The organism is Hassallia byssoidea VB512170 (assembly GCF_000817785.2).
Classification (GTDB): domain Bacteria; phylum Cyanobacteriota; class Cyanobacteriia; order Cyanobacteriales; family Nostocaceae; genus Hassallia; species Hassallia carrinoi.
In genome coordinates this window covers 1-14,679 of record NZ_JTCM02000076.1, presented here as the reverse complement: position 1 = coordinate 14,679, position 14,679 = coordinate 1, and the positions used below count along the sequence as shown (strand labels likewise).

The window sequence follows — 14,679 nt, the reverse complement described above, 5'->3', positions numbered from 1 at the left end:
TTTTGAGAAAAAGTTCTCTTAAATGTAGTAAGGGCTTCAGCCCTTAAAACGATTGATATGAGCGCTCTCTGCGCTCACTACGACACTATTTTCTGTTAGTTTAATATAATTTATGTCTAAAGTCATTATTTTCGCTTTTGCTCAAATAGCAGTCGTTAGTAGCACGTTTGCTTTAACGGCTGATGCTGCTTCTAAGTCTGAGATGAGGATCGAGATTAGTCAACAAAATCAGCAGTTTGGTAATGCTAAACAATTGTTGCAGCAAGGTTTGAAACTCTATCAAACAGAACAGTTTTCCCCAGCTGTGGAAATTTTACAACAGGCAGTTCAAGCCTTTAAAAGTCAGGGCGATGTTTTAAATCAAGCTTTAGCGTTAAATTATCTCGCATTGGCGTATCAGCAACAAGGTGATTTACCCCAAGCAAGTAAAGCGATCGCCGAAAATTTACTGCTACTATCAAAAAATGAAAGAAATTCTCAAGAATACTTATCAGTACGCGCCCAAGCATTTAATACTCAAGGTCAGATACAACTAGCTCAAGGACAATCAAACTCCGCTCTTGCCAGTTGGGAAGAAGCAGCTGCCCTTTACAGTATAAATAAGGATAGTGCAGGTAAGATTGGTAGCCTACTTAACCAAGCTCAGGCATTGCAAACCTTGGGACTTTATCGACGCGCTTTGATTACTCTAGACCAGGTAAATCAACTGCTGCAACAACAACCCGACTCTCCGCTCAAAGCAAATGGCTTATTGAGCTTGGGTAATGCTTTACGAGTCGTGGGAGCTTTAGATATCAACAGAGAAACTAGTAGCATAAATAGTCTTGGGACTGGGCAAGCTATATTGCAAAGATTAGAAGAAAAAAATTCAAAGACCATGCAATTCAGCCGGACCGGTTCGCTACAAGCTTTAGAGCAAAGTTTGACAGTAGCCCAAAAACTCAATTCTCCAGAACTGGTGGCAGAAATTCAGCTAAATTTAGGAAACACTGCTCAAGCGCTGCGAAGTAATATTGAAGATAACGAAGAAGATACAACGCAAGCGCTATCGAGTACTACGAAAAATAAGGAATATTATACAACTCTAGCATTGGAGCATTACCAAAAAGCTGCTGCGACTGCTGTCTCACCGACGACGCGACTGCAAGCACAACTAAATCAACTGCGCTTATCGATACAAACAAACAAACCAATTCCTGACGAAGTTTCCTGGAGGCAAATTCAATCTCAGCTTGCCACCTTAGCGCCTAGTCGCAAGATTATTTATGCGAGGATTAACCTTACCCAAAGTCTGGCTTGTCTCAAACTGAAAACAGTTCCAAGCACAACGGCAACGAATTTACCTTGTCTGAGCGGGGATATCGAGGAAAAAGAAGCACAAATCAGTGAAAAAAGCAAGGCTACGCCAATTATCAGCGCTCAAGCATCGGAGACTCCCGAATGGCTTGAGATTGCTCAGATAGCAAAAACAGCCGTAGATCAAGCCAAAAATTTAGGAGACAAGCGTGCAGAAGCTTATGCTTTAGGTACTTTGGGAGGGATATACGAACAAACTAACCAGTTAGCGATCGCTCAAACACAAACTCAGCAAGCTTTGACAATAGCTGAAAGTATTTCAGCACCAGATATCGGCTATCGTTGGCAATGGCAGTTAGGACGAATATTGAATGCCAAAAAAGAGCGTATTGGAGCGATCGCTGCATATACTAAAGCTGTAGACAACCTCAAGTCTATACGTCGTGATTTAGTTGCCATCAATCCGGATGTGCAATTTTCTTTTCGACAGGGAGTTGAGCCAGTATTTCGCGAACTTGTCAGCTTGTTATTAGAATCTAAAGAACCCACTCAAGACAATCTCAAGTCAGCCAGAGATGTAATTGAGTCACTGCGATTGGCTGAACTAGACAACTACTTTCGGTTAGCTTGTATTAACGCGCAACCCGTCCAGATTGACGAAGTGGATCAAAAAGCAGCAGTAATTTATCCAGTGATTTTGCGCGATCGCTTGGAACTAATCGTTTCTCTACCTTCGGACTCATCTAACCAGAAAGCCAACCAAAAAGCGGAGCCGACGTTTATTCATCACACAAAAAATCTCCGCAAGGATGAAGTTAAAGATACTGTCAAAAAACTGCGAGAACAATTAGTAACTCGCTCTAGTAATGATTTTAAGAACCCGTCCAAAATAGTATATGACTGGATAATTGCACCAATCGCATCTGAATTAGCAGAGCACAAAATCGAAAACTTAGTATTTGTCTTAGATGCTCCATTGGGAAATATTCCGATGGGTGCGTTATATGACGGTAAGCAATATCTGATCGAGAAATATAACGTTGCTGTCACACCAGGTTTAGAACTGCTTAACCCGAAACCCATAGCACGTACAGGTCTGCGAATTATTGCTGGTGGACTAACCCAAGCCAGCGAGAACTTTCCCGATAACTTTCCAGCGTTGTCTAACGTGGGAATTGAACTGAAAGCCATTAAGTCAACAGTTACCGACACTCGTGTGCTGCTGGATAAGCAATTTAACAAAGATGCCATTGAAAATGCCGTGCAGTCGTTAAGTGTGCCTGTAGTTCACTTAGCAACTCATGGTCAATTTAGTTCTAAAGCAGAAGATACCTTTATTTTGACTTATGGCGATCGAGTCATCAATGTTAGAGATTTGAATGGTTTACTCCAAAGCAGAGAAACCAACCAACGGGGTGCAGTTGAGCTACTTGTTCTCAGTGCTTGCTCAACAGCTACAGGAGACATACGAGCTGACTTAGGAATTGCTGGAGTTGCTGTGCGCTCTGGAGCACGCAGTACATTGGCATCGCTTTGGAATGTAGACGATGAAGGAACTTCTATCCTCATGGGTGAATTTTACACACAGTTAAAGAAAGGTAATATCACTAAAGCAAAGGCGATTAAGGAGGCTCAAATTAGCCTCTTGAAAAATCCTCAGTATGAGCATCCATATTACTGGGCACCCTTTGTTTTGGTAGGTAATTGGTTGTAAAGAAACTGGGGCATGGGGCATCGGGCATGGGGCATCGGGCATGGGGCATGGAAAGAATCGTATTTATTCACCCAAGGAGCGCATCACTGAACTTCTTTAATGCCCATTGCCCTATGCCCTATGCCCCAAATTATCTAAACTTTGTAAAACTTCCTCTACCGACTGATATCGGCTTTGAAAGTCATAAGCTACCATTTTGTCTAAAATATCAGCCAACTCTTGAGAAGTATTCTCAGCAAGATGTCGCCAAGCAAATGCTGTTGTCGATTCTCGTTCGAGATTTTTAGCAGGTGTTCCAGTTAAAGCTTGAATGCCAATCATTCCAACAGCATAGATATCGCTGTTTAATCTGGGATGTCCCATAAACTGCTCAGGAGGTGCATAACCCGCAGTACCCACCGCTACTGTGGCGTTTTCTGCTTGCATCTGAGGCTGAATTTGTTTAACGGCACCAAAGTCAATTAAAACGATTCTTTTATCTTCTTGCCGTCGGATTAAGTTGCTAGGTTTAATGTCTCGATGGATAACACCACGAGCATGAACAAACACCAGTACCCGCAAAAGGTCTTTAAGGCAACTTACAACTTCAGCTTCTGGAATCGACTTTTTCGGGGTCAATTCTTCTTGGAGAGTTTGTCCTCTAATATACTCTTGTACTAAATAGAATTCCTGAGACTCTTCAAAATAAGCCATCAACTGGGGAATTTGATCGTGATGACCCAAAATATCTAAAATTTCAGCTTCAGTTTTAAATAGACGTCTGGCAATATCTAAAAATACTTCATCGGTGCGAGCAGGTTGCAAGTGCTTAACTACACACATAGGGTTGCCCGGTCGATGAGTATCTTCAGCTAAATAAGTATAACTAAATCCCCCAGAACCAAGCAGTTCAGTAACTTTGTAGCGCTTGTTTAATAGTCTTTCTGGTTGTGAGCCATCATAAAGTCCCGTCGGTATCCGCGTTGTGGAATTTCCTCCTTCCCTTAAAAGTGCTTGCAATAGCGAGATGTTTTCATTTTGCTCTTTAATCTGAAGTGCTATTCTGTCTCTATCTCGCCTGGTTATGAATGCTGTATAACCCAGAACGCCCACTCCTGCTATAATAAAGCCTAACGCTGGGGATGATAAAGGTATCCACCCTGCCTGAATAAAGATAAGAAAACTGAAGGCGAACAGTATTATTAAGGCAGCGGCACTCAAGAGTAGTAAGCGGAGTGGATGCTGAATGCGCCATCCGAGTATACCACCTGCGAAAGTCCATCCCCATATCCAGAGAATTTCACCCCATTCAGGTAAAAACCAAAATAGAGGTCGCTTTCCAGAAGCAGCATCAAGAATCTGACTGACCATGTGTGCATGAATTGTCACTCCAGGCATTCTGCCAGAATCGTCCCGCTTGCCATTACTATAAGGTGTATTAAGAATATCTTGGGAACTTGGTGCAGTCGAGCCAATCAAGATAATACGGTTTCTTACCCAACTTGGTTGGATGCGATCGCCTAGCACATCTGATAAACTGACTTTTTGAGCAACGTTATTCTGCGATCGGTAGTTGAGCAGTATTTGAAAGCCACTGGCATCTATGTCTTGATAACCACCTGAGTCAGCTTCTAAACGTTTAAATAACGTTTTCCCTAATTGCATTCCCTGAGAATTAAATTTTGGTTGAATATTTAAGTATTGAAGCGCCAATTGAAATCCAAAAGAAGCTGGAGTTTTACAATTTGACTTAGCGCCCGGTGTAACCACTAGTAAATTTCGCCGAATCAACCCATCTGGGTCTTCTGGGATATCAGCGAATCCTGCGTGTTGAGGTTCTACACCCATCGGTGGTGGTACAGATTCACCATTATTTGCACCCACTGTACAGATAGGTACGATGCGTGAACTATTTTTTATGTGTGTTAACAGCTTCTGATGACCGGGTTCAACTGGGCGATCGCGAAATAAATCTAAACCGATGACTTTTGGTTGATAGCGCTCTAGTTTGGTCAATACTGTGTCTAAAGTTTCCCCAGTCGGCGATCCCTGGTTTAATTTTTGAATATCGTCTCCGTTAAATCCCACAATCAACAAACGCGAGTCTGGGCTTAGAGGAGGACGTTTTTGCGTCATCTGGTCGAAAGCTTTCAGTTCTACCGGCTCTAACACTCCCAACCGTTGAACTCCAACCAGCAACACACCTGTAATTAAACTAATCACAACTACGGGCTGTGTCAGCACATTTCTCAAGTTGGTAAGCATAAGCAATTAAAAATCAAAAAGACAAATTTATGATATGATTGGTGTTTTTCTTAATATAATACCTTTGGGCGCTTATTAACAGTAATAAAAACATACCTACCGTCACAAGAGACGTTTTTCCATGATAATACGGAGCAAAGGAGATAGCATTGCCTAAATCTCAGCTAATAAGCTGTGAGGCAATTAACATTTATCGTTGACGCTAAGAGAAACAGGGGAAAAAGTTTCCGGCTTGAAAGTGAAATTTTCCGCATTGCAAATTATCAGCGCAATTTATCGCGACTTACGCATAAAGTAAATTCCCGAAAAACCCCTTTCCCCCTTTTCCTTTTTCCTTTTCCCCTCTTTTTCATAGTATGGTTTGTGGTTGACAACCAGATGACAAGCCGATGAAACTGCCAATCAAAACTAAGATGCCAAACATCAACAATAAACCGCCGCTGACCTTAATAGCAACATTTCCATCAGGTCGAACTTCTGACCGAGATTTATCGCTATTGATAACAAGAAAAATACCAGAGACAATTACGACAATTGCTCCCACCAAAAATTTATAGCAGTTCATACCTTACTTGTAAAAAAAGTTTTTTTCTAAGATTTGACTAATTGAATTACACCGCAGGCTTGCCGACCACCGCCGGCTTCATCTGCCGTACCTCCAGCTTTCTTTTGATCGACTAACTTATGTACAATCACCGCACTACCATCACTATCAAATAAGCTTGTCGGACTATCAGTGAGAGTGAAACTGTTAGAAAAAGTTTCCATTCTACCCTTACCAAGAACACTAACTTTGATGTTTTGTAAATCTCCCAAATGATAAGGATGATTTTTTTCTACAGGAGTTGATGAACCGAATGGACCAGGGTCAAAATGTCCGCCCGCAGAGCTAAAAGGCTTTTCTTGTTGAGCTTCACAGACACCTTTTTCGTGTATGTGAACGCCATGAAGTCCAGGCGTTATAACTTTAGGATCGCCTTGAAGTTCAACAGCAACCCAGACAAAACCATTTGCCGTCTGCGTTGCTTTCAGCGTGCCTGTGATACCAGGACCTGCGATCGCAGCTTTCGCTTGCACGTTTTTACTGACATTTTCTCCAGACGAACTACAAGCTGATATTAATAGTAGCAATATCAAAGCTAAGTGGTAGATCAATTTCATAGAACGTTATGAAAGGTAATTGGGAATTGGGAATTGGGAATTGGTAATTGGGAATAGGTAATTGGGAATAGGTAATGGGTAATAGGTAATGGGGAAGATATGGCTCCCCCAGCTCCCTTGTCCCCCTTGTCCCCCTTGTCTCCTTGTCTCCTTGTCTCCTTGTCTCCTTGTCTCCCCATCTCCCCATCTCCCCATCTTTCCACTCCCCATTCCTCTAAAAATCTACGCATCAATCACAACTTTGCCAACCGGGTAAGAAATGCAAGTGAGAATATAACCTTCTTGAACTTCGCTTTCTTCCAAACCTTCGGGTTCACCTTCTAACCTGACTTCTCCTTCTAGCTTGCGTTTCTTGCAGCTACCACAAACTCCAGCACGGCAACTACTGCGAATTTTCACTTTTTCTTGGTCAGCCAAATCCAGGATGGGTTCTTCGCCATCACAATCGACTTCTTTGCCTGACTTAGAGAAAACTACAGCAGTTTTTCCGGACGAGGTTGACTTGGGCAAGGTGGGAGTTGGTGTAGCGACTGATGCAGTTGCGGCAGCGCGATCGCTACTGCTATTTGATTCTCCAACAGATTGTGTAGACCAATTCCTCATCATATCCATGAAGCCAACAGCGCTTTTGACGTTTTGAGGTGTGCTGCTAGCGACAGTTTCTTGTTTAGGCTCAACAGATTTGGGCTTTTTCTTTGGAGGTCCAAAGCTTTCTTCATAGTAGTTTTGCATGGGGAAGCTGATACTTTCGAGCATTTGTTTGGTGCTTTCCATGAAGGTATCTGGTCCACATACATAAACAGTGCGAATTCGATAATCTGGCGCAACAACTTGCAACATAGCTGGGTCAAGTCTGCCAGTTAAACTTAACCAACTATGACCAGGTTCAGTGCGAGTTGTAGAGACTGCTAGATGAAAATTCGCATACCGCGCAGACATCATCTCTAGTTCATGCCGATAAATGATATCACGGGGGCTGCGAGCGCAGTGAAAAAAGATAATATCGCAATTAGCGCCAGTATCACATAACCACCGAGACATAGACATCATCGGTGTGATCCCGCTACCCGCAGATATTAACAAAAGTTTTTGCGATGGGTTGGCGAAGCAGGTAAACTTACCCAAAGGTCCGTTGAGCTTGATAATACTGCCTGGTTTAACGTTGTCGTGCAACCAGTTAGAAACTAGACCTTTCGGCGTTTCTGGTTGACAACCAACAGGAGCGGGGACACGTTTGACGGTGATTTCTAAGGTGTGGGGACGTGAGGGAGTTGAGGAAATCGAATAGGAACGCGATATCTCTTCTTTGTTGATTTCTAAATCAAGGGTGACAAACTGACCTGGTTTGTAACTGAACAACACCGGAGGATCTGCTACAAAGCGAAAGGTTCTCACATCATGTGTTTCATCGATAACACCGATGCAGCGGACTGTTAAATCTCCTTTCGTCCAGCGTTGGAGGTCGGCGGGTTCTACCATCGCCAGTGGCATATATTCTTGGGGAGGGATGACAGGAGCGACAAATGGTGCTTCTACTGGTTTAGTCTCAACTTTTGGCTCCGGAGCAAGTCCGTTACTTATTTCTTGATTGTCTGTTGTTGTGCTTGTTTTTTCTACCTGTGGTAAATCTATTATCGTGTCTACGTTGGAACTTGTTAAGAGTGAACTAATTTGTACAATCATCAAAAAATATCTACCGACTTGAATTAAGTCGTTAGCTTTGAGAAGATAATCTTGATTGACTTGGGCGTTTTCGCCATTAAGCCGCGAACCATAGCTGCTAGCAAGGTCAGCATAATAATAATTTTCATTTTTTTGAGAAATTTTCCCATGCATCCGGCTGACTTCGGTGCCGTCTAAAACTAAATCACAGTTCAACAAGCGCCCAATATAACATTCCTGATTGAGTTTTGTCTCTAAGTCTAAATCTACTTCTTGCAGTTGTTCTGGCTTTTTTGGATCTATTACTTTGATTTTAATCATGCCTATTTTCCTCCAAGAATGTTAGTTAAATTGTGCAATAACCCCAATCGCGAATTGATATTACAATTTCTACTACGTTTTACAGTTATTTCGCTATTGACAATAAGTATCTACAGTCTAACTAAAGACAATTACGTAAAACCAGTACAAATAATATCAGATTTTCTTAAGAGTTTATCAAAAAACTCAGTTCATTATCTTAATTAACAGTTAACCTTATGTGGGCACTTATTAAGTCTAATAAAAACGCTGCAACCATAATTGTAGAGACGTTCGGTCCGGAACGTCTCTACAGTGTGATTTATTTTTTCTTGTGTATCAACATGATGAGTAAAATTTTATTATGAAAAATTAATTTTTTGATTAGTAGCACCCATTTTATGATAATAATTTTATTCGTGGTTGCGTTGTTGAGCGCAACCACAAATGAAATTAAATTTGGGTAACGGCAGCTATTTGCCCTAAACTTTGCTGATAGCGAACACTGAGCATTTTTAAGACATTCGTTGTGAGTAATGGGTCTTGTGAAAGTACTGCCTCGAAATCTTTTGCTTTGATAGCTAAAGTCCGAACTCTGACTTCACCTGCAACAACTGTTGCTGCATATTGGCTATGGGTCAACACTTCTAGTTCACCAATAGTTTGCCCTGATGAGATAGTCATACCTTTGCCTGTATTGCTGGGAAATACTTTTGCCTCACCATCAATTAAAACTATCAGTTCAAAAGCAGGTCTTCCCTCTTTGCAGATTTCTTGTTGAGGATGATAAATGCGTACTTCGCTATTACGTGCCAGTTCAATCAAAGCATTTGCCTTGATATCTTGGAAGAAGCTGCTGTCATAAAGCCATAACAGCTTTTCTAAAGTTCCTACAGATTCGGTGATTGTATTAAGCTGCAAAGGTCGCATTTCCCACTGGATGTGGATAACTAAATCATCTCCACTGCTAAAACGAACGAAATCTCCAGATTTAAGTTGTTTTTGCTGGTCGTGAATGTGTTCTTTACCAATGCGTAGACCGTTGCTGCTTCCTAAATCTTTAACGCTGACTCCTTTTTCATCCACATAGAATATAGCGTGCTCTCGCGAAACACGGTTATCGGGAATAACGATATCGTTTTCGTGTCCCCGTCCAACTTGAATTGTTGGCTGTTGGAAAATCCGCTTTTCTGTGCGTTTGCTTGCTCTGACTTGAGCAATTAGAGTTGGTACATTACCAGACCCATTTGCTTGGTGACTTTGACCGAGAATTATTTGTGCTGTTTCTTGCACGAGCCAATCTTTATTTTGCTTGGCATCTAGCAGTTGGCGAGCTTCCCCAAAGGCAACAGAAGGATTAGACTGATGCAGGGCATAAAGACAGGCAGCTTGTACTAAAGGATCTACGTCTTGTAAAAGTGCAAGCAAAACATCATTAATTGCCTCTGTACTTTGTGTGCGTTCACCACCTAAGCGAGTAGGAGCAGAGTTAAAAGAATAAGATTGTGTTTGTTGGTCTGAGTAATTGTTGTTGACACCAAGTTGTGTTGATATCGGTACAGGCTGAGTTAGCTGATCCTGTTGTCGTAATGAAGAGATTACTCTTGGACTCAAACGCTTTTGCCATCTTGACTGCTCATCGTTAGATTGCAGAATTTCTTCGATGATATTTGCTGCCAATACACCGATTGAGCGACCAATATTAAACGCTTCGGGTGAGTCTCCGAGCAATTCTAAGATGCGGAATAACTGAGTGGTAATGAGTTTTTTCTTTTCTTGTACGGCTTCTCGCAGCAAGACATAAACGGGTGCGTGCGGGTTTGGCACTGAGTTATACAGCATTTGACCATGCACGGCTAAATCTTGCAGTTGAGTTAATAAAACTTCAGCTTTCTGTAGAAGTGGACCGTCTTGATTAAACATTTCCGCGAACACTTGCTCGTGTTCGTCTGGTGTAATCGCGTACTCTTGTCTCAATTCTCTAATTTGTTTTTGGCTGCGCTCGATCGCTTCTTGTAAGGGTGTGCCACTTTCTAGCAGTTGCTGAATTAGCAATTCTGATGCACGTCGATAGCCTTCGATCCGCAATTGAGTTTCTCGACTGCGTTGTTTTTGCGGTTCTAAAAGGGTATAATCTTCAATTCCCAGTTCTGCTAAAACGGCGTAATGTTCCTCATCAGTTACGTTCAGTTCTTTCCGCATATCTTTGAGAACTTCCAAACTTCCTGCGGAACTTACTTTTCCTTCTTCTAAAGCTTCGCGCAATACTCCTTTATAAACTTGTACTCGATCTGCACGCTTAAAACCGGGCAGTACTTTGGCGAGAACGTACACTTCATCGGGAATTAAATCTTGCAGCGAACGTCCTTCAAGTAGCTTTGACCAATCTACTGCTAGTTTGTTGAGTTGACGACGCAAATTACTTGCCAGACTTTCGCGAGAATAACGCTCTCGGCTGCGATTGAAGCTGCGATACAGCCACAAGGTGCTGACGATGACGACAATACCGTTCAATGCCAGGATACCCCAACCTGGCAGCAAGCTGATATTCGGGCGTCCGCCAAACATAAAGAAGACGTTGAAGGAGACAAATACACACACTACAAAAATGACATGCAGTACTTGTTCTTCGTTTAAATATTTGTTTTGAGAATGCAGATAAGCTCTATAGGCTTTTTCTAGGGCTACAGTGATGAAATAGCTGGCGATCGCAAAAACTGCCAATGTCAAAGGTGATGCAATTAACTTGGGAATGGGAATTGCTTGATTAAAAAAGTAAAATCCTGGATTGAAGAGTGTGCGTAATTGCCCTTCTTCATGAGTCCATGCACCAGAGTAATAGTAGTCCCAGTTGCCTGCGTACAAAAAGTAGAACCAATAAAAGCCGAACATCAGACCAAAGTAACTGTAAAAAAGTATCTTTTGGTCTGGTTTGGTGATTCCCTCCCAGTATGAACGCTCGGCGTCAATGTCTATACAAGGAGATTGACAGCTTACACAAGCACTTTTTTCTTGACCAGAACTATCGACAGTCCGACAAGTTGACTGGGTGATGCTTTGGGGCGGTTTGTCGTGAGCGTCAGTTCCTAATAAGCCCCGCGGTCCTGTGTAAAACATTTGTACGGGTGCCATTGGGCAAAAATACTGACACCAGCTTCTTCCTTTGTAGAGAAAGCCGACTGCAATCGCACTGAAGATGGTAAATAGCAGAAAAATCGCCATTGCCGTGCGATCGCCATTCACAAACAAAATCCGAATGTTCAAACCCAAGTAAAACAAACCTAATTGCAGATATAGAAAATTGCGTCCCAGCCAAGACTCTTTTTCTATACCTGCCATTTCTAAGCGAACGTTACCTGTGGAGCTTACCACTTTACGCTTGCGTTGAATTCCTAAGGCGCGGGGAATTTGCGAAAAGAAATATAATGGACAAATTCGCCGCCAAAATTCATGTCCGAATACCAGCAAGACCGTGATTCCTATCGGCAGAACCATTGCCCAAAATATGCGTCCTGCCATACCATATGGCTGTTCGGGCAGACACACACCTTGAACTTTGACGCAACTTGATGGGTCGAGGTATTTCTCTGGATGGAGATGAAAAGGACTAATGATATTACTTGGGTCTGTGAACCTAATTGAAATTGGATCGTAAAATAAAGAAAATATTAACGTCAGCCAGCCAATAGCTAATAGCCACCTGACGAGATGCATTTTTTTTTCTTCAACTTGACTAATCATCTGTTGAGTGCTTCTGTGTAGCAAGAGATAAAAAACAGTTATGACTTTACACGCGAAGACGAGCGTTTTGCCCGTCTCCTATGCAGAGTAGGTATAATAACCTACTCTTGGGGAGCTTTCAAAAAATGAAACTTGAACTGAGATAATATTACAACTTCTTTTCAGAAATTTCGGAAATTACTGATTTTTGCAACATTCTATTAATGGTGCATCGGCAATTTCCCCCAAATTTACCGATCGCAGCAAATCTTGCCAGTCAGTTTTTAATTCGGCATCATTAGGACGTTGACGCCTTAACTGCCAAAGATTTGTCAAGGCATCGCTGAAAGAGCCAGACAAGGCTAAGATATTAGCACGCTCCCGCATATTTGAAGACGCTAAATCTCTTTGCAATTTTTCATCGGGTGCTAGCCGAACAATTGAGCCTTGTACAACTAAATCTCGGCTGCGCTCTTTTTGATCGCACACCGCTGAGAAAAACCAACGGTAAGTTTTGCCAACCTTCAGTTCTGGAGTTGAATTAGCAGGTATTACGCTGACAATTCCTGATTTCGCTGGAGTTTTAAAAGTTGCTTTATTAATTACCTCCTGGTTTTCATCTTGTATAACTAGTTCTAGTGCTTGAGCATTAGTTTGGGGAACGTAGAAAAATAATTGAGGATTAGAGAAAGTTGTTATTTGAGGAGTTTCTAAGGGTGCAAGAGCAATAATTGGTTGATTGCTAGATGTGCAGGAACTTCCTCTTCTAGTTCCTGCTGATACCCGTCTACTTGGTATGCCTAATTGGGCTGGAGGGTTAAATGTTATACTTCCACTCCTCTGTCTTCTACTATTGACGGCAGCACCGGACTCGTCTACCTGAGCAGCAGACTGTTGATTATTATTACCTAAACCGATTACAGTTTCGTTGTCTGGTAGTTTTTGCGTCCGCGTTCCTGCGGGGATCAATCGTCCGGGTTGCCCGAAGTCAAAGTTAGCGGGTATATATAAAATATTGCGTCTTGTTTTGCTACCGAGTCGGCGATCGCGTTCGATATAACTTTTTATATTGCCAATAGCGATCGTTGCATATGTATCCCCAGGTCTTGCCTGTAATGCCTGTTGGAAATAATTTAAAGCAGCTAAGTAATTTCTTTGCTTTGTGGCATTATAGCCCTGTAGCATATACTTGGTATAGTTGCTTTGGCTAGATTTCGCTTGCACCAGCAGGATCGTGGGAACATCTGCTGGCATTTTCATGGAGCAGCCAGCAGGTAATACCAAGGCAACAATTGCCACAAGGCTAATATATTTTGTCCAGGTTTGGTATTTCACGGCTGATGCGCTACTAGTAGCGCTACTGATAGTCTATATTTTACTACAAAATTGGTTAAAGTGATTCCGCAATTACACCTGTGAAAATATCAAGGCGTAATTCCCGCCCTTTTGTTAGAAGTTTAGAAAAGTTTAAAGTTGTTTTTCGTGTTTAGGAAAACCAGACATCCGAATTATTAATTCATAATTCATAATTCATAATTAAAAAGGGTAGAGACGCAAGGGTATCGCGTCTGTACATTGTTTCTATAAACAGTTTTGTTACATCGGGTGTTGAAATCCCCATTTGAAACAAAATTTGTAATTCTAAATTAGGAATTATGAATTGTCAATCATTTCGGCGTTGCCATTGTTGCGGATCGCGTTTAACGTGAAAACAGGCAAGAATCACAATTTTATCTTCTTCAATTAGGTAAAAAATTCCGTAGGTAAATCGACGAATCAAAGCGCGTCGAATTTCTCGATGTACCAAAGGATAACCTGAAAGATTGCGTCCCACAGAAGCTAGACAACTATCAACTGCACGTATAAACTCAAAACCCAATCCGGGATTGTGTTCTTCATACCACTCAAAAGCCTCTTCGATATCAAGTTCTGCCTCTGGGCTAATCAATAATTTATAATTCATTATCAAAAACCCAGTCTTTGCTTCATTTGTTCCCAGCTTGAACCCTGCATTGGGTTTTGGTAGTATTCTTCTAAACGTCGGTCTAATTCTTGCTGTTGAGCTTCACTGACACGAACCGACGCAGGTGTAGTGAGGATGCTATCCCATAAATCCTGGGCAAGTTGTATGCGCTCGGCTACACTTAATTGGGAAATGTCAACTTTTAATAACGGATGCATACTCATCATACCAAGGTTTAATCTTCTCAATATTCTACCTCTATGCAGGGGCAGATGAGGGTTTCAAAGCGAGATGAGGGAGAAAAAGTGAGATGCTATTTGTTTTGTTTTGTTTTTACGATCGCGATCGCTTGAACGTTCCCGATCAAATTCACGCATCTAAATCGCACAAAATAAAACATCAGTTTCTTTCCTTTATTTGTAAAATTTTCTGATTCGATTTAGTTGTACGTATTTGAAACTTACGCACTCTAAATAATATTTAAAAGTAACCGACACTAAGAGCGCAGGCTTCGGTGGCTGCGGGGGTTCCAAAAAATCAGACAAAACGGAGACGGTTCCTTCATCCTTTGATAGTCGCTCTTGTGCCCTTGGATCTATTAAACTTGGCTGTCCCGTAA

Annotated in this window: 10 protein-coding genes; 1 reads left to right on the top strand and 9 read right to left on the bottom strand. The window is 41.8% G+C overall.

The window, feature by feature from the left end; genetic code table 11:
• Nucleotides 1–112 precede the first annotated feature (112 nt).
• The gene (locus PI95_RS24525; protein ID WP_052324609.1) at nucleotides 113–3,010 is read left to right on the top strand and encodes a CHAT domain-containing protein; all 2,898 of its coding nucleotides are present in this window, start codon (nucleotides 113–115) and stop codon (nucleotides 3,008–3,010) included.
• Nucleotides 3,011–3,121: 111 nt separating this feature from the next.
• On the opposite strand, the gene PI95_RS24520 is transcribed toward PI95_RS24525, so the two are convergent.
• From PI95_RS24520 to PI95_RS24480, 9 genes are all read right to left on the bottom strand, one after another.
• Nucleotides 3,122–5,233, bottom strand: a complete 2,112-nt coding sequence (locus PI95_RS24520) for a CHASE2 domain-containing protein (protein WP_336507619.1) — start codon at nucleotides 5,231–5,233, stop codon at nucleotides 3,122–3,124.
• A gap of 370 nt (nucleotides 5,234–5,603) precedes the next feature.
• Nucleotides 5,604–5,819, bottom strand: coding sequence for a hypothetical protein (locus PI95_RS24515; protein ID WP_039737079.1), 216 nt, complete (start codon nucleotides 5,817–5,819; stop codon nucleotides 5,604–5,606).
• A 26-nt stretch (nucleotides 5,820–5,845) separates the two neighbouring features.
• Nucleotides 5,846–6,415: a superoxide dismutase family protein gene (locus PI95_RS24510; RefSeq protein ID WP_163519157.1), complete on the bottom strand. Its 570-nt coding sequence runs from the start codon at nucleotides 6,413–6,415 to the stop codon at nucleotides 5,846–5,848.
• A complete protein-coding gene (locus PI95_RS24505; RefSeq protein ID WP_336507618.1) occupies nucleotides 6,412–6,618 on the bottom strand; it encodes a hypothetical protein in 207 nt (68 codons plus the stop codon). The genes PI95_RS24510 and PI95_RS24505 overlap by 4 nt, the downstream gene beginning before the upstream one ends.
• A gap of 19 nt (nucleotides 6,619–6,637) precedes the next feature.
• Entirely contained in the window at nucleotides 6,638–8,398 is a 1,761-nt protein-coding gene (locus PI95_RS24500; RefSeq protein WP_039737077.1) for an FAD-binding oxidoreductase, read from the bottom strand.
• Between the two features lie 432 nt (nucleotides 8,399–8,830).
• The gene (locus PI95_RS24495) at nucleotides 8,831–12,118 is read right to left on the bottom strand and encodes an FHA domain-containing protein (RefSeq protein WP_052324608.1); all 3,288 of its coding nucleotides are present in this window, start codon (nucleotides 12,116–12,118) and stop codon (nucleotides 8,831–8,833) included.
• Between the two features lie 177 nt (nucleotides 12,119–12,295).
• Nucleotides 12,296–13,432 (bottom strand): DUF928 domain-containing protein, encoded by a 1,137-nt coding sequence (locus PI95_RS24490; RefSeq protein ID WP_163519156.1) that lies wholly within the window; start codon nucleotides 13,430–13,432, stop codon nucleotides 12,296–12,298.
• Nucleotides 13,433–13,760: 328 nt separating this feature from the next.
• Nucleotides 13,761–14,060 carry a type II toxin-antitoxin system RelE/ParE family toxin gene (locus tag PI95_RS24485; RefSeq protein ID WP_039737076.1) on the bottom strand — a complete coding sequence of 100 codons (300 nt, stop codon included), beginning with the start codon at nucleotides 14,058–14,060 and terminating at the stop codon, nucleotides 13,761–13,763.
• A gap of 2 nt (nucleotides 14,061–14,062) precedes the next feature.
• Complete coding sequence (locus PI95_RS24480; RefSeq protein ID WP_039737075.1) at nucleotides 14,063–14,284, bottom strand: addiction module protein; 222 nt, start codon at nucleotides 14,282–14,284, stop codon at nucleotides 14,063–14,065.
• Nucleotides 14,285–14,679 lie beyond the last annotated feature (395 nt).